The sequence below is a fragment of the Candidatus Cloacimonadota bacterium genome (genome assembly GCA_021734245.1).
Lineage (GTDB): Bacteria > Cloacimonadota > Cloacimonadia > Cloacimonadales > TCS61 > B137-G9.
In genome coordinates this window covers 51,995-74,842 of sequence record JAIPJH010000004.1, presented here as the reverse complement: position 1 = coordinate 74,842, position 22,848 = coordinate 51,995, and the positions used below count along the sequence as shown (strand labels likewise).

15 protein-coding genes are annotated in these 22,848 nt (G+C 38.1%); 5 read left to right on the top strand and 10 right to left on the bottom strand.

The window, feature by feature from the left end:
* Positions 1–382: 382 nt before the first annotated feature.
* Positions 383–2,656: a T9SS type A sorting domain-containing protein gene (locus tag K9N40_01460; protein ID MCF7813129.1), complete on the top strand. Its 2,274-nt coding sequence runs from the start codon at positions 383–385 to the stop codon at positions 2,654–2,656.
* A 206-nt stretch (positions 2,657–2,862) separates the two neighbouring features.
* Here K9N40_01460 and K9N40_01455 read toward each other — a convergent pair whose 3' ends face one another.
* From K9N40_01455 to K9N40_01425, 7 genes are all read right to left on the bottom strand, one after another.
* The gene (locus K9N40_01455; GenBank protein ID MCF7813128.1) at positions 2,863–3,369 is read right to left on the bottom strand and encodes a hypothetical protein; all 507 of its coding nucleotides are present in this window, start codon (positions 3,367–3,369) and stop codon (positions 2,863–2,865) included.
* A gap of 70 nt (positions 3,370–3,439) precedes the next feature.
* Entirely contained in the window at positions 3,440–4,600 is a 1,161-nt protein-coding gene (locus tag K9N40_01450) for a hypothetical protein (protein ID MCF7813127.1), read from the bottom strand.
* A 111-nt stretch (positions 4,601–4,711) separates the two neighbouring features.
* Positions 4,712–5,536 (bottom strand): PTS sugar transporter subunit IIA, encoded by an 825-nt coding sequence (locus K9N40_01445; GenBank protein ID MCF7813126.1) that lies wholly within the window; start codon positions 5,534–5,536, stop codon positions 4,712–4,714.
* 22 nt (positions 5,537–5,558) lie between these two features.
* Positions 5,559–6,737 (bottom strand): cation:proton antiporter, encoded by a 1,179-nt coding sequence (locus K9N40_01440; protein MCF7813125.1) that lies wholly within the window; start codon positions 6,735–6,737, stop codon positions 5,559–5,561.
* A gap of 20 nt (positions 6,738–6,757) precedes the next feature.
* On the bottom strand, positions 6,758–7,756 hold the full coding sequence (gene mltG / locus K9N40_01435; GenBank protein MCF7813124.1) for an endolytic transglycosylase MltG: 999 nt from the start codon (positions 7,754–7,756) through the stop codon (positions 6,758–6,760).
* Between the two features lie 2 nt (positions 7,757–7,758).
* On the bottom strand, positions 7,759–8,169 hold the full coding sequence (gene ruvX / locus K9N40_01430) for a Holliday junction resolvase RuvX (protein ID MCF7813123.1): 411 nt from the start codon (positions 8,167–8,169) through the stop codon (positions 7,759–7,761).
* An 83-nt stretch (positions 8,170–8,252) separates the two neighbouring features.
* A complete protein-coding gene (locus K9N40_01425) occupies positions 8,253–8,576 on the bottom strand; it encodes a hypothetical protein (protein MCF7813122.1) in 324 nt (107 codons plus the stop codon).
* A 159-nt stretch (positions 8,577–8,735) separates the two neighbouring features.
* Here K9N40_01425 and K9N40_01420 point away from each other — a divergent pair, with 159 nt between their 5' ends.
* From K9N40_01420 to K9N40_01405, 4 genes are all read left to right on the top strand, one after another.
* Entirely contained in the window at positions 8,736–12,509 is a 3,774-nt protein-coding gene (locus K9N40_01420) for a choice-of-anchor D domain-containing protein (protein MCF7813121.1), read from the top strand.
* A gap of 25 nt (positions 12,510–12,534) precedes the next feature.
* Positions 12,535–16,260 (top strand): choice-of-anchor D domain-containing protein, encoded by a 3,726-nt coding sequence (locus K9N40_01415; protein MCF7813120.1) that lies wholly within the window; start codon positions 12,535–12,537, stop codon positions 16,258–16,260.
* 522 nt (positions 16,261–16,782) lie between these two features.
* Positions 16,783–17,355 (top strand): TetR/AcrR family transcriptional regulator, encoded by a 573-nt coding sequence (locus K9N40_01410; protein ID MCF7813119.1) that lies wholly within the window; start codon positions 16,783–16,785, stop codon positions 17,353–17,355.
* A 60-nt stretch (positions 17,356–17,415) separates the two neighbouring features.
* The gene (locus K9N40_01405) at positions 17,416–18,531 is read left to right on the top strand and encodes a nitronate monooxygenase (protein ID MCF7813118.1); all 1,116 of its coding nucleotides are present in this window, start codon (positions 17,416–17,418) and stop codon (positions 18,529–18,531) included.
* A gap of 87 nt (positions 18,532–18,618) precedes the next feature.
* On the opposite strand, the gene K9N40_01400 is transcribed toward K9N40_01405, so the two are convergent.
* The 3 genes from K9N40_01400 to gcvPA form a co-directional block, all read right to left on the bottom strand.
* On the bottom strand, positions 18,619–19,728 hold the full coding sequence (locus K9N40_01400) for a hypothetical protein (GenBank protein MCF7813117.1): 1,110 nt from the start codon (positions 19,726–19,728) through the stop codon (positions 18,619–18,621).
* Between the two features lie 304 nt (positions 19,729–20,032).
* Positions 20,033–21,484 carry an aminomethyl-transferring glycine dehydrogenase subunit GcvPB gene (gcvPB, locus tag K9N40_01395; protein MCF7813116.1) on the bottom strand — a complete coding sequence of 484 codons (1,452 nt, stop codon included), beginning with the start codon at positions 21,482–21,484 and terminating at the stop codon, positions 20,033–20,035.
* Positions 21,477–22,820, bottom strand: coding sequence for an aminomethyl-transferring glycine dehydrogenase subunit GcvPA (gene gcvPA / locus K9N40_01390; protein ID MCF7813115.1), 1,344 nt, complete (start codon positions 22,818–22,820; stop codon positions 21,477–21,479). Before gcvPA ends, gcvPB begins: the two co-directional genes overlap by 8 nt.
* Positions 22,821–22,848: the final 28 nt, after the last annotated feature.

Genomic DNA, 22,848 nt, shown 5'->3' with positions numbered 1-22,848 from the left:
TTCTGAATAATTGCGTCTTTGGAACTCTTGCTTTTGAGACGACCGATTCCCAAATAGTCATCTTGTTTTTTCTTAGCCATAGGACTCTCCTTATTTTTTTCTTTAAGACGATCAGGAATGTCCAGCCTGATCTGTCAACCTTCCTATGGTCAATTGGACTAAACTTTAAATAACATGTAATCATCCTTGCGAAGGTTGTGCAACTTTCACAGATTATCGACCTTCGCAAGGTTATTTGTAATTCCCCCTTTAGAAGGGGGAATTAAAGGGGGTTTAATGAAATTAAAAAAAATATTTATCTTACAAAACCCCTCTGTTCTGCATCGTTTTCTTGAAAGAAATGCAAAACATCTCCCCTTATGAAGGGGAGCTGGGAGGTTAAATGAAATATAAACTTTTTCTTTTGTTAGCGTTAATTTGTGTAAATTCGTGGCTGCACTCCACTATCTGGGAAATCAAACAAGACGGTACCGGCAATTTCACCGCCATCCAGGCAGGGATCGATTTCTGCGCTGATGGAGACACGCTTCTCGTCTATCCTGGTACTTATTGTGAGAATCTGCTCATTGAAGAAAAACATCTGACTATCGGCAGTTTATACCTAACAACCGGGGATGAACAATACATTTCTCAAACAGTTCTGGATGGCTTTCAGAATGGTAGCGTGTTTATTATCGAATCAGTACAATCCGGTGAAGTATTTATTTGTGGTTTTATCATTCAAAATGGGATAGGATCGGGTGGATATCCTCACGATAGAGGTGGTGGAATTCATGGTGATGAATCGATAATAAGATTAAAGAAGAACATAATTCAAAATAATACAGCAAGAATTGGTGGAGGAATAAACCTATTTGTAGATGTTGAACTTACTTTAGAAGGAAATACAATAAGATACAATAGTGCTGCAACTATAGTTGGTGGCATTTCATGCGGATACAACTCGAATGTTATTTATGACACTGAAATGTTGAATAGTTTATACTTGAATTATGCCGGTTGTGCTAATGATATTCTGGTAGGGCAATACTCTCCATTTCAGGAAATTATACTTGATACTTTTACCGTAGCAGAACCGGCAGAGGGTTACTATTTCATTTATCCATCATCAGGTGGTGCTGGGGTTCCACAACCCGGTACTTTTTCTTTCAGTTGCCAACATTCTGTTTTGGAACAAGTAGATCATGACCTTTACATTTCACCGGAAGGAGATGATAATAATAGTGGAATATCTGCTGAAGAACCTTTACAAACGATAGCTTATGCTTTGGCAAAAATACATTCTGACAGCACAATGCAGAAAACTATTCATATTGCGGATGGAACATATTCCGTATCTCAAAATAATCAGATATTTCCTCTGCATCTTAAAAGTTATGTGGATTTGGTGGGTGAATCAATGGAAAATACTATTCTGGATACTGAATTTAACGGTGGTCATTTATATGGAATGGATCCTCAGTACAGATATCAAATAGAAAATTTCACTTTTATTAATCCAAAAAATCAGGGTTATATTCATATAACACAAAACACAGAGGCAAAATTTAAAAATATTCATTTTTTAAATGATGATCAATATTCTTACACTGGAAATTCTATAAATGCTTCATTTTCAGATATATATATAGAAAACATCCAAGTAAATGATATACAAAATGGAACACCCGGGATCTATTTATATACGGCTAAAAATAATCCTGTATTTAATGTGGTGAATTATAGGTATATTAATAACGACTCGGATAGTTTTAACAGAGCACTTAGAGTATATCGAACAACTGTTAATATGGATTCATTAGTTGTTAATGTTATCAACTCTGAGATAACCAACAATTCGGAGGAGTCATTTGAATGGCTGCCCAATGAAGTGGCAATACTCATAGATTGGCAAACCAAGTTAAATCTTGTTAATTGCACTATTGGAGATAACTCCACTTTACATATGGGGTCAGCCATCCAGCTCGCAGATCAATCTGAAGCTAATATTGTAAACTCCATTCTGTATGGAGATGTATTTTCAGAGATTTGCTTGAATGGAACATTTGGGCCTTGTACACTCAATGCAAGAAATTCCCTGATAGAAGGTGGAGAAAGTGGAATAGTACAAATGGGCGGAACAAATAATATTAACTGGGATTATACAACAATGCTCAGTAACAATCCCCTCTGGCTTGGATCCGGACATGAGTGGCCTTATGCCCTTTTCGAGTATTCTCCCTGTATCGATGCAGGAACATTGGATTTACCTTACGGAGTTGTGCTTCCTCAATATGATTTGGCAGGAAATCCCCGCATTTACGGAGATACAATCGACATAGGTGCTTACGAATGGCAAGGCACAGGAATCGAAGAACCAACAGTTCCCAACTCCTCACTCCTAACTACTAACTTATCAAATTATCCCAATCCCTTCAATCCCTCCACAACCATCAAACTGGAACTGGTAGAATCTGGAAAAATAGAACTGGCAATTTACAACATAAAAGGGCAAAAAGTGAAAACACTGTTGGATTGCACAACCGTTCCAGGAACTTACGAATGCAATTGGAATGGAAAAGATGAAATGGGAAAATCCGTTTCCAGCGGACAATATATTGTTAAACTACAACAAAATAGAAAAGAAACAGCGAAGAAAATAATGATGTTGAAATAGTTATACGACGAAGTTGAACGTCGTTCAAACGATCCATCTTACGTAATTTGCCAAGGAAAGTTCTTACAAAAAGACGCGTGTTTTCTTGGAGTAAATCGATCCTTCGATTTTAAGCGACAAAGATGCTTTCAGAAGTTAGCTCAACTTTTTTATATAAAGAAAAAGCCCGACAAACTGCCGGGCTTAAGTTTTATGGAAGCTCTAAATCAGTATTTTTCTACTTCGCTTTCCAGCTCATCAAAAGCTTGAGATGCTTTGAACTGGTTGTATAAAGCTTCTTCATTTTTGATCTGATTCATCAGATTTTTGTTAACAGCTTCTTTGGGAACACTTACGCGAACAAAGGTTTGATAACGATCATTATCAGTAACGATCGTTTCCTGTTTGGTAACCATCACATTATTGAATTTTGCATTGGCAACAGCTTTTACCACTTTACTGGTAAGAGCTAAAACCTGTGGATTTTCAACGCCGGCTTCTTCTTCGTAATTCTTTACCATACCTTTTACATAAGTTTCCACATACTGAGCAGCAGCCAGCATAGCATTGGCATAAGCTGCATCGTAAGATGAATTCTGGGATACTTTGGTAGCCATGCCGTATGTTTGAACATAGTCGGCATTATTCTGCTGCTGCCACCATTCGGGATAATAAACTTTTTTCGGTCCACCGCCGTTGCCTTTGCCACATGCAGCAAAAACAAATACAGCGATCACTAACAGTACAATAATTCTTTTCATTTGCTTCTCCTCCTAATTACTTTTGCTAAAAACTTTTCATTTTCTATTGAATATCACGTTCATCTTTCACGAAATCAATAGTATTTATGGGAATGATCTCATGAGTTTCATCGATCTTGAATACGTGCCAGCAATTTCCTTTTTCATTTTCGGGAACTTCAAAAGTTGCCAGCAGTTTATTTTCGCCATAAACGTTTACCACAGCATTACTGCGGGAAAGTCGTTTACTTCTTTTCTTTTTCCTATTAGAATAATCATAAACTGAATAATAATATTCACCAACAGCTGGTTTATAAATTGTGATAGTTTCCGGACCATATTTATCGGTATCATCTTTATCTAAAAAGTCTCTACCTGCTATCAAAATTTTGTTCCTGTACCAGATATGGAAGTTTCCACCATCGGGATTGGGCCCGCTGAGATGAGCATCAAGATCTCGCGGACGACTGCCCCAGGTTACCACAATTCGGAATTCCTTGATTTCTGGAGAGAGTGCGAAGAACATTTCCCGTGGTGTTTCATCTGCTCCCATTCGCATCGTGGCAGTATTTCCAATAAAACCTTCTTTGTAAACGTTTATCTTATACTCGCCAATTTCGGCTGGGAAAATAAAAAATCCAGTTTCATCGGTTGTTATATAATTACTGTCTTTCAGATAATCGGTTGCTAATACTTTCGCATCAGCCAGAGGCTCTCCATTTACCGCATTTAAAACTCTTCCCAGAATTATTCTGGATTTTGGAAAGAAACGAATTTCACGGTCAACTTCCCCGGTATCTGCATCCAGAGTAAAAACTTTACAGGCCAGACCGCTTCCTTCCGGTACTTTTATCAGATCGATAAGATTGTTTCCATCATAAATTGAGATCATAGGTTTTGCTCGAGCTATCAAAGTAGGATCGTTATTCATATCATCATCTGCGAATTTATCTTTGATCCAGAAAGTAAAATAGCCTTCATCGGAGTTGATCTTGAAAATCTGCTGGGCATCCATCGACATTCCTTCACCGACTGAAATCAATTTTCCATCCAGTTTTTCGTCGCTGCCGCCACCACTTACAAAAGCATGTTCTTTGCCGATGTGTCCACTCATAAATCCGTTGCATTCGCCTTCAAACTCGTCCCAGCTAAGCTGTACGGTGTATTCTGCAGACCAGAGGATTCCGCTGATAATCAATGTTACAACTATTAATAACTTTTTCATTCAGACTCCTGCGACAAGAAAACTAATATTTTAAAATCATCGTCAAGTAAAATGTTTGAATGAATCATTATTCAACTCCAATATTCAATAAGAATCAGATTATTCATTTTTTTATAAATCTATATCTTCTTCGAAGTTTCCGATAATATCTTCCACCTTGATCGTTTGAAGAAATCCCACACCTTTTTTGGTTAGATCGATGCCGTTTTCTTTCAGAAGTTTCGCCAGTTTTTTGGCCAGATTTCTGTTTTCGATATGTGCAAAAATCAGGCTGGATCGTTTTGATTTTCCCTGAGCCATGTAGCTGAGGCCAGCAAATATCGGCATTTCATAAGCCAGCGTTTTTGCCATTGAAGTAGAGTCAACAATCGATGCATTTGTAATACCCAATTCTACCATGCTGTTCATAACTTCTGTAGTTTTGTCAGGAATGTTCAATGTGAATAATAGCAGGTAGTTCCTGCCTTCTTCACTTTCATCAATTTCATCATCAAAAGCTGTGAGGAGTTCCATAATTTCTTCAGGTTTATTACTTTGCAGAAGTTTTTCCTGGAAACCTTTCATTTTCAGGATACGGTTAGATTTTGCCAGAAGTTGCAGATATTCTTTGTTGTGATCTTCATCACAGCCGAAAAAGAAAATTATTCTCACCGGCCCCATGTCAGGATTGCCATAATCCAAACCTTTTTTTAGGATGACAATACTAATAAACATTTTGTTTGTAGCATTTGTTCTGGCATGAGGAAGTGCTATTCCCGGTATCAATTCTGTATTGGCCATTTTTTCACGTTCCAAAAGCGCATTCAAGAATTTCTTTTTGTTCATCACCAGGTCAAGATTATAAACATGATTGACCATTTCCTCAAATAGTTCTTTTTTGGAACTTACATCAGGATTGATAATGATAAGATTTTTATTTATGCTTTTTCTCCACATAAGGTCTCCTAAAAAAAATTAATTAATTATTATCTGCAAAACTTTTTTTGCCCATTTTGGTGAATCCAATTTTCAACAAAAAAGGTGTTATCAAAGCTGATACGATTACCATCATAATAGTTGCGGAAAGTATATCGGTGGAAACAAGACCTTTTTCCAAAGCCATATTCGCAACTATTAATGCTACTTCTCCTCGTGGGATCATTCCCGATCCAATTCTAAATGATCTGATCAGATCGAAATTTGTAAGTTTGGCTCCTACTCCGCTTCCGATTATTTTTCCAAAAATAGCCAAAAGAACAAAACCGGTCAAAAAGAATGGTTCTGCTTCAATATCAAAAAGATTGAATTCCAAACCGATATTAACAAAAAACACATCTACAAAAAATGATTTTCCGATATTTGTAATTCCTGTCTGCACAGCATTTTTGTGTTGGGTTTGTCCCAAAAATAATCCAGCAAAATAAGCTCCTGTAATTGCTGCTAATCCGCTTATTTCAGCAATCCAGGAATATAACATGACCACAGCTATCGCCAGCGAAATTACAACATTATCAAGATTGATTTTTTTCAAATTCAAAAAAAACGGTTGTAGCACAAAAATTCCCATGGCAAATGCTATCACAAAGAAAAAGATGATCTTAACAACAGAAATAGTTAAAGTTCCTTCTCCGGAGGTTGTATGCGAAGTTACACCAAAAATTATTGTCAGCAGCAAAATTCCAACAATGTCATCGATAATTGCAGAATTTACAATACATCTTCCTTCCAGACCTTTCAATTTCTTTAAATCGATCAGCGTCATCACACTCACACTTACACTGGTAGCAGTAAAAATAACACCGACGATGAGAGCTTGTGAAACATTATGGAAAAGCAGATATGTAAAACCTCCGCCCAATATGAAAGGCAGCAAAATTCCACCGGAAGCAGGCAAAATTGCCTGTTTAGAATCCTGTTTTATCCTTTTCAAATCAGTTTCCAATCCAGCTTCAAAAAGCAGGAAAAGTACACCGATTTTTGCGATCCAGCTGATCACTGCATCTGGTTCTATGAAATGCAGAAAAGTAGGTCCCAGCAGAATTCCCAAAAGCAGCATTCCAATAACCGGTGGCTGTTTTAATTTGCGAGAGATCGCTCCTAATATTTTGGAGAAGAATATGATGATAGCTAAATGCAATAATAGATGACTATTTTCCATGGTTTATGTTATGTTTTTCCTTATTTTCCATTATTAGCCTTTATCTGATTTTGTCTGAAAATATGTTGTTTATAGGTTTTAGTGAATTCATGTCCGCCAGTACCGTCTGCGAAGAAGAAATAGAAATCTGTTTCAGCCGGATTGAGAACTGCTTCAATAGAAGTTCTGGATGGGCTGCAAATCGGCGTGGGAGGTAAACCGTAATGTTTGTACGTGTTGTATGGAGAATCTATCAGTAGATCTTTATAATATATTTTTTTGCGGTTTTTACCTTGCAGTTCCAAGACATAAGCTACAGTCGGATCGGCCTGTAGTTTGTAATTATCTTCCAATCTGTTTATGTAAACGCTGGCAATGGTGGGTTTCTCGCGCATTAATCTGGCTTCACGCTCCACGATAGAAGCCAAAATGATCGTCTCATAAAAATTCAATAATTTATTTGGCTTGAAATCCAGATCGGAAGTTTGATTAAAAAATTCTTTTACCAAATGTTCCAAAATAAATGCTTCACTGGATTCCTCGGGGAAAAAATAGGTTTCAGGATATAAGAATCCTTCCAGATTCGGAATATTGAATCCTGTCAGTTTTTTGGCAAAGGTAGAATCTGAATAAAGCTTAATAAAGGTTCTATAGTCTCCAAATCCTTTTTGTGAAAGCAGTTTACAGGTTTTCCAGGCTGGCAGGCCTTCCTGGATGGTAATTTTACGCAACAGTACTTTCCCGGATTGGATTAGTTTGATGATATCGATCATGTTCAAGTTGCCTTTGAACAAATATTTTCCGTAACTCAGGTCACCTTGAGCACCTGTAAATTTTATATATAAATAAAATGCTTCCCGGCTGTGGATAAGATTTTTGTCGTAAAGTTTATCGGCAATGGAAAGAGCAGGTTCACCTTTTTCGATTTCGATGATCGTTTCTTTGATCTGTTTGGGAGAATACAAAAGATAATAGAGATAACTACCTAATATTATAATGATAAGCAGAATAGGAAGAAGAATCTTGAAGTGTAATTTCATTATTACTTGTGGTTTTCCAGATAATCTTTCAAAATTACCGAAGCAGCTATCTTATCTACGATTTGACGTGCTTCTCTGGTGTTTATATTCATCTTTTTTATTGTTTTCTTTGCTTCATCTGTAGTGTATCTTTCATCCCAGAATTCCAGGGGAACAGAAATTACAGATTTCAGTTTAGTAGCAAACTCTTTCACTTCCAGGGTTTTCTTTGTATCTTCTCCTGCCAGATTAACCGGTAAACCTAAGATCACTTTCCCAGCTTTTTCTGTTTGGATTATCTCTTCGATAGTGTTCAAAGCATTTATTCCGTCATTGGCTAATACTTTATAAGGTCTGGCAATTATTTGTAAAGGATCGGTGATGGCGATTCCAATCCTTTTTTCTCCATAATCTATCGCTAAAATTCTAAACATTGCCACAATCGATTAAACCTTATTTATCACTATCAATAATTAACGCAAGACTTCAAAGTGTAAACAAAGTATACAGTTTTCATTTATTCATCTATCTTCTTGTCGTTTAGTGAATTAAGTTCTTGGTGAATAGAATTTAATGCTGTTTTTTGGCTCAAAATCTTGTTGTTGTAAGTTTCTATCATTGCGAATAATCCGGAGATGAATTCATCATCTTTGAATTTGCTTTGGTGGTTGAAAACATAATCACCTATCTGGGCTTTTACATCTTTGATTCTTCTTTTTAACGAGTGTATTTTCATGTGGATCAAAGCACTTTTTCCCAGCGAATTAATTCTTCTTAAACCCTTTATAAATGCAGAAGATGCAGGTTTTGTTGAGTTGTTTTGAAACGGCTTCTTATCCAATGTTACCTCCAATTTTTCCTTTAAAATTAGTAAGGAAGCATTTTTGTCAATTATTTTTAACAGTTCAAAATATGCTTAATATTATGATAAATAATTTAGCGTTTGGTTTCATTTTTGCGTTCAAAATTAAAAAAAAGTATTAAGGAAGGAGAGTTAAAAATGAAGAAGTTATTATTGATTTGTTTTTTAATGTCATTTGCAATTATATTTGCAGGTACAATTGAACTTGGATTTTCCGGCACGAAAGTCGAGGTTCTGAGAAGTGATGATTTTGGATTGAATTTAAATTATAAATTATCCCGAATCAATTCGTTTACAGTAAATTCGGATGAAGGTGATTTTGATCAGATCGCAATACCAGAAGGAACGTATTCAACCAGAATTGGAGAACCAAGATTGCCGATTATTCGAAAATTGATAGCTGTACCGATTGGTGCAGAAGTAAGAATTTCAGCTGCAGATTTTGAGGAAACTGAGTATATCTTAGCTGAATTCGGCATAGATAATTCTATCATACCAGCACAACCACCTCTTCCCAAAAGTGCAGATCCCAGCAAAATTGAATTTATTTATGAAGCTGCAAATTATAATTCAAATTCATATAATTCGGATCCGCTTGTTTCTGTGGAAGAGATTGGCAGCATGCGGGGAGTTAGAATTTTTGCAGTTATTGTAGAACCTGTTAAATACAATCCAGTTAGAGGTAGTATCCGGGTTTACAATAATATCGATGTGAATGTTGAATTTATAAATTCAAACATTGCAGCTACAAATTATCTGCGAGAAAAAGCTTATTCCCATTATTTCCAAAATCTCTTTAACAGCACGTTGTTGAATAGTAACTCTATAAATTACCGAGATAATATTACGCAATATCCTGTGAAATATGTTATTGTTTCTGATCCAATGTTTGAAACTCAGCTTCAACCTTTTATCGAATGGAAAATTCAAAAAGGATTTGATGTAATCGAAGCATATACTGATGAACCGAATGTGGGTACCTCACCAACAAGTATTCACAATTATCTGCAGGGTCTATATGATGCTGCTACTCCAGACGATCCGGCACCGTCATTTGTACTTTTCGTGGGTGATGTACAGCAAATTCCAGCTTGGAGTGGTTCTACAGGAAGCCATGTAACAGATTTGAATTATGTAAAATTGGATGGTCCTGATATAGTTCCCGATATGTATTATGGAAGATTTTCTGCTCAAACAACAGCTCAACTCCAACCGCAAATAGATAAAACGTTGATGTATGAGAAATTTGACATGCCCGATCCAAGTTATCTGGGCGAAGTGGTAATGATAGCCGGAATGGATTCATCGCATGGCAGCACCTGGGGAAATGGGCAGATCAATTATGGCACAGAAAATTATTTTAATCTTGCTCATGGAATTACTTCTCACACATATCTGTATCCTTCTTCTGGAAGTTCTTCTTCTCAGATCGTACAAAATGTAAGCGATGGTGTAGGCTATATCAATTATACTGCTCATGGAAGTTCCACAAGTTGGAGCGATCCATCATTTACAATTGCAAACATAAACAGTTTACAGAACAGCGGAGAATACTGCCTTGCTGTAGGGAACTGCTGTCTTACCAATAAATTTGAAGTTGGAACCTGTTTTGGTGAAGCCTGGCTTCGTGCTGAAGATAAAGGGGCAATTGGTTACATTGGTGGAACGAACAGCACTTACTGGGATGAAGATTACTGGTGGGGTGTTGGAGCCGGAACAGTTACTGCAAACCCAACTTATGCTACTACCGGATTAGGAGTTTATGACGGACTTTTCCATGATAATGGTGAGCCATTTGAAGATTGGTATACAACTACCGCCGGAATGATCTATCGCGGCAACCTGTCTGTAACTGAAGGTGGTGGCATGATCAATTATTACTGGGAAATTTATGCCATCATGGGCGATCCTTCTCTGGAGGTTTATCTGGGCGTTCCTGCCGAAAATATGGTCAGTTATCCCGATGTGATTTTCCTGGGTCTGGATGAAATTCAAGTGAGTGCAGAACCCTATTCCTATGTTTCGCTTTCATTGGATGGCGTAATTCATGGTACCGTTCTTGTAGATGAAACAGGCGTTGCAACTTTGGGATTTGATGCATTTACAAATCCTGGCATGGCTGATATTGTGATTTCCAGACAAAATAAAATCCCTGTTATCGCTCAGATCGAAGTGATTCCAAGTGGTGGACCGTATGTGGTTGTAGAATCATTTGAAATCACAGATGATAACAATAACATTCCCGAATACAATGAGACGATCGGTCTTGATATGAGTTTTGAGAATGTGGGAACTGATAATGCTACAAATGTAACTGCTACACTCAGCACAACCGATACTTATGTAAACATTACAGGTTCCACAACAAATATTGGAGACATCACAACCGGTACGATCGTTGAGATTCTGGATGCTTTTGAAATTGAAGTAGCTGATGATATTCCAGATCAGCATATTGCAATGTTCAATGTGGAAATCACAGGTTCTTCTACCTGGGGTTCAACAATAAATATAACTTTCAATGCTCCTGCTTTTGATGTAGGACCTTATGTGATAGATGATAATGGCGGAAATGGTCTTTTAGATCCCGGCGAAACTGCTACAGTTTCAATTCCAATAACCAATGCCGGTAATGCTTTATCACCTGACATGATCGCAGAATTGACCAATGCATCTCCTGATGTTATCACACTTCTGGTAGACACGGTTAATATTCCTGCTGTAAATATCGGCGAGGAAGTTTGGGCAGATTTTGAGGTGGAAGTAGCTGATGATGCTCAACCCGGAACTATTGCAACTTTAGGATTTGCAGCCAATGCAGGTGAGTATAATGCATCTGAAACTCTCAATCTTCCTATCGGTCTTGTTTTTGAAGATTTCGAAACAGGCGATTTCAGTATGTTCGACTGGCAGATGGGAACCTATGGCTGGGAAGTAACAAACTTAAATCCTTACGAAGGTGTTTACAGTGCCAAGTCGCAAACTATTTCTCACAATCAGAATGCCGAACTTACATTGGTTCTGGATATTCCTGCCGACGACGAGATCAGTTTCTTCAGGAAAGTATCTTCGGAAGATAATTACGATTATCTGAGATTTTATATAAATGGAACTTTGAAAGAAGAATGGGCAGGTGAAGAAAGCTGGAGTGAAGTAACTTATGCAGTAACAGCTGGCGATGATACAGAATTCAAATGGTCTTATGAAAAAGATTATTCAGTCAGCAGCGGCAGCGATTGTGCCTGGATCGATTACATCGTATTCCCGGGAATCGGCGGAACAGCTACTCCTATTATAAATGTAAATATCACAGAAATAGCTTTTGGTGATGTGAATGTTGGTGAAACAGTAATCGAAGATTTTACACTTCAGAATCTGGGAACGGCAGAACTTACCGGAACGATTTTAACTCCAGATGGATTTACCGTAACACTTCCCACCAGAAATGAAGAAAATTTCACAATTCCTCCAAATGAAGACATCACTGTAGAAATTGAATTTGCCCCAACACAAGGAATGCTTTATGACGGCAATATCGAGATCAGCAGTAATGACCCGAATCAGGCATTGATTGAAATTCCTGTAAGTGGAACCGGTGTGGCAACAGGAACAAATGACCTTATTCCATTGGTAACTGAATTGTATGGAAATCATCCGAATCCTTTCAATCCGACTACAAATATCAGTTATGGATTGAATCAGAATTCTGATGTTAAATTAGTGATATTTAATACCAAAGGTCAGAAAGTAAAAATACTCGTAAACGAAGTTCAACAGGCAGGTTATTACAATCTTACCTGGAACGGAAAAGACGATAATAATAAGCAGGTTACAAGTGGCGTTTATTTCTACGAGTTATTCGTGGGAGAAACCGACTATACCAGCGTTAAGAAAATGTTGTTATTGAAATAAACAAATTAAAATAGGTAGGTGAAAAATGAAAAAGAATTTATTAGTTTTATTACTCATTCTTGGCAGCTTGATGCTGTTTGCCAACAATGGATTTGATGTAAGTTTCAGTCGTCCTTCCTTTTCGGAATATCAACTGGATTTTGAATTAGGAGATTTTCGACTGGACGAAACCATGAAAAATGGAGAAATGTATTCCAAAATTGAATTTGGTGGAGGCGTTACAACCAAAAAAGCAGGTTGGGCAGAACTTCCTTATATCAATGCAACCGTGCAATTGGAGAACAGGAATGTAACACCGATGGTTACAGATTTTGAATATGAAGAATATGATCTGAACTATCCAATGCTTCCTTCTCGTGGAACGATCTATCGTAATCAAAATCCTGATCTGATCCCATATTTGATCGATCCTAATTCCATTACAGATGAATTTTATCCGGAAAATGTGGCAGAAGTTGGAGAGCCTTTTGTAATTAGATCAGTTCGTGGTACAAATGTTTACGTTTATCCCTTCCAATACAATGCAGCTAGAAACGTGCTGAGAGTTTATACTTCTGTAACTGTTTCCCTGGTGGAAAATAATACTTCAGTTATCAATCCTCTTCCTGTAGACAGCTCCAGAATTACCCGCGAATCACATTTCATGTACAGCACCTTATTTATCAATTATGACAATTCCAGATTCGTTAATGAATTAGATCAATACGGCTCAATCCTGGTTATCTATACTGCTCGAGACGAAAATGCTATCCAACCCTGGATTCAGTGGAAAAAAGAAATGGGTTATACCGTTTATGAAGAGTTGGTTGCTACGGGAACAAATGTGCAAACATTAGTGGAAACTTCATACAATAACAATAATGATATTCTTTATGTTCAAATCGTTGGAGATTGGGAAGACATTTCTGGCGCTGTGATGGGTGGAGATCCGGCAGATCCCAATTTGGGTTGTGTAGTTGGAACGGATGTTTATCCTGATCTGGTTATTGGAAGATTCAGTGCAAGTAACGAAACAGATGTAATTACTCAAGTTAATAAATCGATTACATATGAACAAACTCCTCAAACCGGAGCAAGTTGGTATACAACAGCTTTGGGAATTGCTTCCAATCAAGGTCCTGGCGATGATAATGAATTGGATTATGAACACATTAATGTGATCTATGATGATAAACTTTCTCAACTAACTTATACTTCACATGAAACTCAGTTCGATCCATCTGCCAGCGCTGCCGGCGTGGGAACAGCTGTAAATAATGGGGTTAGTATTATTAATTATACTGGACATGGTTCTACAACTTCCTGGGGTTCTTCAGGTTTCAGTAATTCACATGTGAATATGCTGACCAATGGTGAAATGCTTCCCTTCATTATCTCGGTTGCCTGTGTAAATGGAAACTTCAATGGTGGTACCTGTTTCGCCGAAGCCTGGTTAAGGAAAGAGAATGGTGGAGCTATTGGTATGTTAGCCTCTACCCAAAATCAATCCTGGAATCCTCCTATGATGGGTCAGGATTATATGAATGACCTGCTTATTGGAGGTTATGATTATTCTTTACATCCAGGCCAAAATGGAACAACCACAGATGTACAAAAAACAACTTATGGTTCAATGTGTTTCAATGGTACGATTTTAATGGCAATGGAAGACGGATATCAGGGTGCCGAAGAAATGGCAAAATGGACAGTTTTTGGTGATGCAACATTACAAGTAAGAACAGATTCACCAGCTGCTCTAACACTTTCAAATAATGCAGTTCTGATGGGAGTTGATTTTACCACAATCGTCAGCGCCAATGGAAATCCAATCGAAGGTGCGATGGTTACACTTTATCAGGATGGTGAAGTTGCTACTGGCATTACAGATGCTACTGGATCTGTTACACTTTCTCATAATCTGGCAGCCGGTGATGCAAAGCTTACAGTAACAGCTTTCAACGGTGATACAATTTATGATGATATTTCCGTGATTCCTCCTGGTGGAGCTTATGTGATGTTTGATAGTTGTGTGATCGATGATTCGGCGGCTAATGATAACGGCATGCTGGATTATGCTGAAACAGCAGATTTGGATGTGACTTTGATCAATGTGGGAACCGATCCTGCAACAGGTGTTTCTGCTACACTTTCCAGTTCAGATCAATATGTTACAATTACAGACGATAGCCAAGATTTTGGTGATATTGCTTCTGGAGGAACTGTTACCGAAATGGGTGCATTTACCATCGAAATCGATCCGGCAGTTCCTGATATGCATGCTATCGCTTTCGAAATGGAAGCAACAGATGGAACAGAAACCTGGATAAGTAATTTTACTCTTATGGCTCATGCTCCAATTTTGGAAATGGGGCCATTCACAATAGATGACACAGCAGCTGGAAATGGTGATTATTTCTGGGATGCTGGCGAAACTGTAGATATTCTGGTTGATGTTTTAAACAACGGTTCAGCTGATGCTTTCAACGTGTTGGGAGAATTGGTAAGTAACGATCAATATATTACAATAAACAGTTCCAACAGTACAGTAGGTGACGTTCTTACTGGAGACACAGAGGTTGCTTCTTTCAATGTAACTTCTGCTGCTAATACACCACAAGCTTACGTTGCCACTTTTAGTTTAAATATATCTGGAGATAATGGAATTACCGGTTATGGACAATTTGGAGCTCAGATCGGTGGATATCTTATCGAAGAATATTTCGATACATTCCTACCAACCGACTGGTATACAGAAGGTGGAACCAACTGGATAGCAGGTACAGGAAATAACGCCGGCGGAACAGCTCCAGAAGCCGAATTCTACTGGTCTCCATCTACTTTGGCAACTCAAAGACTGGTTTGCCCAGTTATCAATACTACAGGAAATCAAAGTCTTGATCTGGAATTTAAACATATGGTGGATGATTTCGGTGGTGGTTATGCCCTCAAAATTCAAACCACATCGGATGGAAATACCTGGAACGATGCCTGGGTTATTAATCCAAACGGTGATATTGGACCGGAAATTGTGCAAACTGAAATTACAACTTCTGATGTAGGTTCTACTACTTTTCAACTAGCATTTGTATTTGATGGTGACTCATGGGATATTAACAACTGGTATGTTGATGATGTGATTTTAGGTGGTGGCGGAGCCAGCGGCCCTGCTGTCAACGCCAATATCTCTTCAATTGATTTTGGTGAAGTGGAAGTTGGTGAAAGTGTGATCGAAGAGTTTACACTTTCCAACCCCGGAACTGAAGAACTGACAGGAACTATGACAGCTCCAGCCGGATTTAGTCTGGCAGTTGACAACTTTACAATTGATGCTGGAGACAGCCAGACATTTGAAGTTGAATTTATTCCTACGGAAGGAATGGTTTACAGTGGAGATCTGGTAATCAACAGCAATGCGATAAATCAGCCGACTCTGGAGATCGCTTTGGAAGGAACCGGAATTATGGTTGGAAACGATCCTAATCTTATTCCAACCAAAACAGAACTTACCGGCAATTATCCAAATCCATTCAATCCAACTACAGACATCAAATTCGCTATAAAGGATGCCGGTAAAGTTACTATCGATATTTACAATATTAAAGGTGCAAAAGTAACTACTCTGGTGAATGAAGAAATGGAACCTGGATTCTATACAGCGCGTTGGGATGGCAAAGATTCCAATAAGAAAAATGTATCAAGTGGAGTTTATTTCTATAAAATGAGAGCTGGTGGCAGATATACCAGTACTCGCAAAATGATAATGCTGAAATAAGCAAAGATAAACCTGAGACCGGAAATTTAGTTTTCCATTCTTGGGTCTCAAAACACAAGCGCCCTGGTTTTCCAGGGCGTTTTTTTATTGGACAGGATCGCAGGATTGACGGGATTCAGTCGTGTAGTTTAAAGGTCACAAAGTTCACGATAATAATTTTCAATTAAAAAAATATTATCAACTATCCCCGAAAAATCTTCAAGTAAAGTAAGCCTAATCAATTGAAATAAAAGAAAATACCACCATAATTTTACCGATATTCAACTCCAATAAAGCCCATGAATTTATTCGTGGGAACCGAGATGTGGGAAACATAGAAGGCAACGGTTTCAACCGTTTTGGTAAATTGAAACCATTAAAATGGTTATTATAAAGGGGATTGAAAAATTTTCCCCTTAATGACCCAGTGAAATTGAATTGATTTCACAGGTTAAAAATTCATGGTCGTGAAAAATAAATATTTTTATTTGACATATTCGAACAAAATACTTTTTTGGTCGATAGTTGTGAAATGGAGAATTTATGGATGAAAAAAAGGATAGGATAGTACAAGCAGCAAAAGAACTTATTGTCACTTACGGTTTCAAAAAAACCACTATGAACGAAATTGCTGCTAAAGCGAGAATGGCAAAATCGACCATGTATTATTACTTCAAAAATAAAGAAGATATCTTTGCGGAAATTGTGAGAATTGACTCGGAACTTTTCAGAATAAAATTGCAAGACGCTATCAGTAAAGCATATTCTCCGCAAGATAAAATCATGCAGTATGTACGCACACGAATGCTCCATTTAAAAGAGCTTAGCAATTATTACAAAACTCTTACAAATGAATACCTGGACCATTATTTTTTTATAGAACAGGTAAGAGAAGATTTCTATAACTTCGAATCAAATGTATTAAGTAATCTGATAAATGAAGGAATTTCTCAGAGTGCTTTCACACCTTGCAAAGTGGATGTCGTAGTTAGAATGATCGCAATAGCCATCAAAGGTTTAGAGTATCCACTTTTTGTGCAAAAGTCGCAAGATCTGGAGCGGGACAGCAAACAGATGATGGAAATAATTTTTAAAGGAATTGAAGTGAGAAACTGAATTTTTTTTAATTAATATTCGACTAAAAAACAAAAATAGTCGAATATTTTAGGAGGAAATATGATTAGAATACCAGAATTAAAAATAGGAAATTTAGTTGCAAAACTTCCCATAATCCAAGGTGGAATGGGAGTTGGAATATCAATGGCGGGTTTAGCTTCAGCAGTAGCTAATGCCGGTGGAATAGGTGTAATTTCATCTGTAGGGTTGGGTTTACTTAACCATTCTACCCGAAAAACATATCAGGAAGATAACCAGATAGCCTTACGGCAGGAAATTCGTAAAGCCAGAAAACTATCAGATGGAATCATTGGATTGAATATCATGGTGGCAATATCGGATTTTGATGACATGGTAAGAGTTGCATTAGAAGAGAAGATAGATATTCTCTTTCTGGGAGCAGGATTACCCATAAAATTACCACAAGGAATTTCATTAGATACACTAAGAAATTCTGAGACCAAAGTTGCGCCGATCGTTTCATCTGCAAGAGCTGCAAAACTTATCTTTAAAAGCTGGGATAAACATTTTGGTTTTGTACCAGATGCAGTAGTTGTGGAAGGACCGCTGGCTGGTGGACATCTTGGTTTCAAACCGGAGCAATTAGATGATCCAGACTTTTCATTGGAAAAAATTACACCAGCTGTTTGTGATGAACTTAAAGTTTATGAAAGCAAATATCGAAAAACTATTCCCGTAATTGCAGGTGGAGGAATTTATGATGGAAATGATATTTTCAAATTTTTGCATCTTGGTGCCAGCGGAGTACAACTGGGAACGCGATTTGTAGCTACCGAAGAATGTGATGCTGATATCGAATTTAAAAATCAATACATCAAATGCAAAAAGGAAGATATTGTCATTATTCAAAGCCCTGTCGGCTTGCCGGGAAGAGCCATTTTAAATGACTTTTTGAATGACGTGAAAGCAGGAATAAAAAAACCTTTTCGCTGTCCCTGGAAATGCCTGAAAACCTGTGATTTCAAAACATCACTTTATTGCATAGCCAATGCTTTGATGAAAGCCAAGATCGGTGAATTGAAAAACGGTTTCAGCTTTGCCGGAGCCAATGCCTGGCGTGTTGAAAAAATTATTTCTGTTAAGGAATTAATGGATTCACTGGTTTATGAGTTTGAACAGGCAATTATGAAGAATCAATTTGTATTTGGTTTGTGAAGGAAATATCACAATTTTTTTTAACAACATTGTAATATGTAAATAAAAAGGGCGATGTAAAAATCGCCCAATTGAATTTGTAGACTTTCATTCATCCTTCATAAATCTGATCTTATACATACTTCTGTCAGAATTATCCAGCAGGAGTTGAGGTGTTTGATCCTGCCAGGAAAAACCGCCATCCGAAGAGTGCATAATGATCGAAGTTTCTCCCCATCCTCCTGGGCTGCCGGTAATCCACAGGTTGGTCTTGTCTATTACAGCCAATCCCACAACCCAGGTATTTGTGTTAGCATGGTATTCTGTCCAATGCATTCCACCATCATTTGTACTGAAGATTCCCCCATAGTCAGCAACCATGTAGGCTTCGGTTTCACTCAGCACGAAAAGATCGTTTGCATCACAATTTGAATTTGATTGAAAAATATCTTCCCAGGTGTTGCCATTATCACCAGAACGTAATACAAATTTTCCAAAGCCGCCAATTGCCCACACGCTGTTTCCAAAAGTCTTGATACCCAGAAAATGGCCGTTTTCTGTTCCCTGAACCTGAAGATCTTCCAATACATTTAAAACTTCCCAGTTTGCTCCGCCATCGGTTGTATGCAGCAGGCGCGGATAATTTAGATTACCGTCAATATGTTTATCCGTACCGATCCACAATTCATCGGTGCTAACAGCAGCAATACGCAGCAGAAGATCCTGTTGATAATCTGTTGGAACTTCGATTTTCGTCCACGTTTCTGCAATATCGCTGGAGTAATACAGACAACCCTGCTCACCTACGATCCAGATGTTGTTTTCATCAAGAGCAAAGATGCATTCGTACGAAACATTTTCCAGAGAATGATCACCCGATAATTCCCAGGTTTCTCCGGCATCTTCCGACTTTAGTACACTGTAAGTTCCATCAGATTTCAGACCACCAACAGCGATTAATGTATTTTGATCTATGATGCAGATATCCGAAAAATGCACTCCGTCAAAAAGCAGTGAATCCTGTTGCTGTTCCCAGGTGATACCGCCATCTTCTGTGTGAAGAATGATCCCGTCGCCTCCAATTTCACCTCCCACTGCCCAACCCAGCAGATCTGGAGTGACGTTATCCGGTGCGGTACAATCTTCACAACAACCTGCTAAAATCAGAAAAAAAACAATAGGAACAATCAAGATAAAAATGATTTTAATTTTTTGCATCTTTTCCCCCCTCTTTGATAATGATTCAACGTTTCTTGATTCTTAAAAAATACCATTTACTGTCAAATCAAAAAAAAACTACACGCATCCTGCGAAAAAGGATCTTTTTTAGTAATCAATCAAGGGAAATAATATTCTCATTTTTTCAGCCCATGGAATTCATGGGAGAAGCTATAGGAAGATAGTAGAGAGAAAAAAAGCGGACGGCTTGCAAACCGTCCGGCACAATTTATTCAAAAGTTCGTTTTTGTTAGTTTTGCCTGCCTTGGCGAAGCTTTTGCGAAGACAGGTTCGTTGCTAAACCTTACCACTCAAATTTCACATTTAATTGCCGCACTGCCAGCGTATCATCCACGCGTTTTACTGGTGTATTCTGCGGTGCATTTGTCAGCAGTTCAGGATTTTCCTCGCACTCTTTGGCGATCTCGATCATGGCAGCAACAAATTCATCCAGGGTTTCCTTGCTTTCGGTTTCGGTCGGTTCGATCATCATAGCTTCGTGCACGATAAGCGGAAAGTAGATGGTTGGTGCATGGAAACCTTTATCCAGAATGCGTTTGGCAATATCTAAAGTTTTGATTCCATATTTCTGTTTCTGCCATTCTCCGCTGGCTACAAATTCATGCATACAGTAAATATCTTTGTGTGGTATATTGTAAAAATTTTCCAGGTTTTTCATAAGATAGTTCGCATTGATGACCGCATTTTCAGCAATATCACGCAATCCTTTATTTCCTACCATTTTGATGTAGATATAAGCTCGCACGTTCACCAGAAAGTTACCAAAGAAGGAATGAACTTTACCAAAGGTAGATTCTTCATGACCAAAATCCAGAAAATATTTATCATCTATTCTCCCGATTAGCGGAGCTGGAAGAAATTTAGCTAAATCTTCACGAACACCAATAGGACCAGAACCAGGACCGCCTCCACCATGAGGAGTTGCGAAAGTTTTGTGCAGATTGTAATGCATGATATCAAAACCGATCTGACCTGGTTTTACAATTCCTAAAATAGCGTTGAAATTAGCGCCATCCATGTAAATCAGACCATCTACAGCATGAATGATCTCAGCGATTTCCTCTACCTGTTTTTCGAAAAGTCCCAGAGTGTTGGGATTGGTCAGCATAAATCCGGCTGTGTTTTCGTCCACGTGTGCTATTAGATCTTCAATATCAACCATGCCATCTGCATTGGATTTTATTTCTACAACTTCATAACCTGTCAAAGTTACACTGGCGGGATTTGTTCCGTGAGCTGAATCCGGCAGGATGATCTTATTCTTATGAGAATTTCCTTTAGATTCATGATAGGCTTTCATCACTTTAAGTCCGGTAAATTCACCATGAGCTCCAGCAACCGGCTGCAAAGTAACTTGGTTGAAACCAGAAATTTCTGCCAGCATTTCCTGCAGATCAAAAAGAATTTCCAATGCACCCTGAACTGTATCTTCATCCTGCAAAGGATGCAGATTATTCAAGCCTGTATTTCGAGCTAAAGTTTCATTTATTTTGGGATTGTATTTCATGGTACAGGAACCCAGCGGATAGAATCCTTTTTCGATGCAGTGATTCATGTGGGCCAGTTCCAAGAAGTGACGCATCACATCAAGTTCGCTAACTTCAGGTAATTTTACTTCGCTTTTTCTCTGATATTTTTCAGGAATACAGCTCTCAGGTTTTATATTTACATCATTAGCTGGAAGTGTGTAACCTTTACGTCCGGGGCTGGTTCGTTCAAAAATCGTTTTAGCCATCATTCACCTCCTGCAGAGATTTCACAAGTTCATCTAAATCGCATTTCCTCTTCTTTTCAGTAACTGCTATTAACAGTAAGTTTTCATGTCCGAAAGTTTCAAGATCGATTCCTGGGAAAATATTTTTAGATTTTAATTTGGAAATAATTTCAGCAGCCGGAAGCGGTGTTTTTACAGCAAATTCTTTGAAAAATGGTGCATCAAAAGCCATTTCAAAACCATCAATTTCAGCAATTGCTTCAGCTAAATAATGAGCTTTAGTAGTACTTTGAATTGCCACTTCTTTCAATCCTTCTTTTCCCATCAAAGTCATGTAAGCTGTAGCTGCCAGATTGCACAGAGCTTGATTGGAACAGATATTGGAAGTTGCTTTTGCTCGACGGATATGCTGTTCACGGGCTTGCAAAGTAAGAGCATAACTTCGTTTGCCATCAGCATCCAGGGTAGCACCAACAATTCTGCCTGGCATAACACGGCTCAGTTTCAAATTAGTTGCCAGAAATCCAAATAATGGACCACCATAATTCTGAGCATTTCCCAAAGCCTGTCCTTCTCCAACCACGATGTCTGCTCTGTATTCTGCAGGAGCATTCATTACAGCCAATGAAATTGGATCTACTGCTGTGATGAAAAGTGCTTTCTTAGCAGAATGAGTTATCTCTTCCACCGCAAAAGCATTTTCGATATTTCCGAAGAAATTCGGAGTTTGCAGAAGTACACAACCTGTTTTATCATCAACAGCTTTCTTTAATTCTTCAAGATCGACAAGTCCATTTTTAGTTGAAATAAAAATTAATTCCACACCGATACCTTCGGTATAAGTTTTAATAACTTCTTTGTACCAGGGATGGATCGTTCCAGCAATAACAGCTTTGAAAAGTCTTGTTTTACGAGCTGCCATAAGTATCGCTTCCGCAGCTGCAGAAGCTCCGTCGTACATACCGGCGTTGGAAATTTCCATTCCGGTAAGATCGCATATCATGGTTTGATATTCATAAATATATTGCAATGTTCCCTGGCTTACTTCAGCCTGATAAGGTGTGTAAGCGCTATGAAATTCAGGTTTTAAAATAACATGATCGACAGCAGCAGGAATGAAATGATCGTAAACTCCACCACCCAGAAATGAATTAGCCTGAAAGGTAGAAACATTTTTTGCTGCTAGTTTTGCTATCTTCGAAGTAATCTCCATTTCGGAGTAGGCAGGTTCCAGACAGCACTCTTTGTCTTGCAGGAATTTGCGGGGAATATTCACCAGCAGATCATCGAATTTTTCCACTCCGATGGTTGCCAGCATTTCCTTGCGTTCCTTGTCTGTATTGGAAATAAAAGGCATCTTTTAACTCCTTAATTTATTATTTTTT

What these genes read in the sequence shown, in the direction of transcription:
- K9N40_01415 (MCF7813120.1), top strand. Translation starts at nt 12,535, where the DNA reads ATGAAAAAGAATTTATTAGTTTTATTACTCATTCTTGGCAGCTTGATG.
- K9N40_01440 (MCF7813125.1), bottom strand. Translation starts at nt 6,737, where the DNA reads ATGGAAAATAGTCATCTATTATTGCATTTAGCTATCATCATATTCTTC.
- K9N40_01400 (MCF7813117.1), bottom strand. Translation starts at nt 19,728, where the DNA reads ATGCAAAAAATTAAAATCATTTTTATCTTGATTGTTCCTATTGTTTTT.
- gcvPB (MCF7813116.1), bottom strand. Translation starts at nt 21,484, where the DNA reads ATGGCTAAAACGATTTTTGAACGAACCAGCCCCGGACGTAAAGGTTAC.
- K9N40_01405 (MCF7813118.1), top strand. Translation starts at nt 17,416, where the DNA reads ATGATTAGAATACCAGAATTAAAAATAGGAAATTTAGTTGCAAAACTT.
- K9N40_01420 (MCF7813121.1), top strand. Translation starts at nt 8,736, where the DNA reads ATGAAGAAGTTATTATTGATTTGTTTTTTAATGTCATTTGCAATTATA.
- K9N40_01445 (MCF7813126.1), bottom strand. Translation starts at nt 5,536, where the DNA reads ATGTGGAGAAAAAGCATAAATAAAAATCTTATCATTATCAATCCTGAT.
- mltG (MCF7813124.1), bottom strand. Translation starts at nt 7,756, where the DNA reads ATGAAATTACACTTCAAGATTCTTCTTCCTATTCTGCTTATCATTATA.
- gcvPA (MCF7813115.1), bottom strand. Translation starts at nt 22,820, where the DNA reads ATGCCTTTTATTTCCAATACAGACAAGGAACGCAAGGAAATGCTGGCA.
- K9N40_01410 (MCF7813119.1), top strand. Translation starts at nt 16,783, where the DNA reads ATGGATGAAAAAAAGGATAGGATAGTACAAGCAGCAAAAGAACTTATT.
- ruvX (MCF7813123.1), bottom strand. Translation starts at nt 8,169, where the DNA reads ATGTTTAGAATTTTAGCGATAGATTATGGAGAAAAAAGGATTGGAATC.
- K9N40_01450 (MCF7813127.1), bottom strand. Translation starts at nt 4,600, where the DNA reads ATGAAAAAGTTATTAATAGTTGTAACATTGATTATCAGCGGAATCCTC.
- K9N40_01460 (MCF7813129.1), top strand. Translation starts at nt 383, where the DNA reads ATGAAATATAAACTTTTTCTTTTGTTAGCGTTAATTTGTGTAAATTCG.